Annotated in this window: 1 protein-coding gene and 1 pseudogene; both read left to right on the top strand. The window is 60.6% G+C overall.

From position 1 onward, the window contains the following. Window positions 1-116, top strand: a pseudogene (locus SB751_RS29275) (30S ribosomal protein S5); the annotation flags it as partial. A gap of 3 nt (window positions 117-119) precedes the next feature. Then, entirely contained in the window at window positions 120-305 is a 186-nt protein-coding gene (rpmD, locus tag SB751_RS29280) for a 50S ribosomal protein L30 (protein WP_006216520.1), read from the top strand. The last annotated feature ends 2 nt before the right edge of the window (window positions 306-307 follow it).

Below are 307 nucleotides of genomic sequence, written 5' to 3' on the forward strand. Positions count from 1 at the left end.
GCTCGAGCAACCCCTACAACATGGTTCGCGCCACGTTGAATGGCCTGCGCGCCTCCCTGACCCCGGCGGATGTTGCTGCCAAGCGCGGCAAGACCGTCGAAGAGATCCTGGGGTAAATCATGGCTCAGAAGCAGATCAAAGTGACCCTCGTGCGCTCCGTGATCGGTACCAAGCAATCGCACCGTGACACGGTTCGCGGTCTGGGCTTGGGCCGTATCAACAGCAGCCGCGTGCTGGTCGATACGCCCGAGGTGCGTGGGATGATCCGTAAGGTGGATTATCTCGTTTCCGTCTCGGAAGCCTAAGG

The organism is Cupriavidus sp. SIMBA_020 (assembly GCF_046535395.1).
GTDB classification, from domain to species: domain Bacteria; phylum Pseudomonadota; class Gammaproteobacteria; order Burkholderiales; family Burkholderiaceae; genus Cupriavidus; species Cupriavidus campinensis.

Bases quoted from the DNA above. Each gene is read 5' to 3' on its own strand.
- rpmD (WP_006216520.1), top strand. From the start codon at position 120: ATGGCTCAGAAGCAGATCAAAGTGACCCTCGTGCGCTCCGTGATCGGT.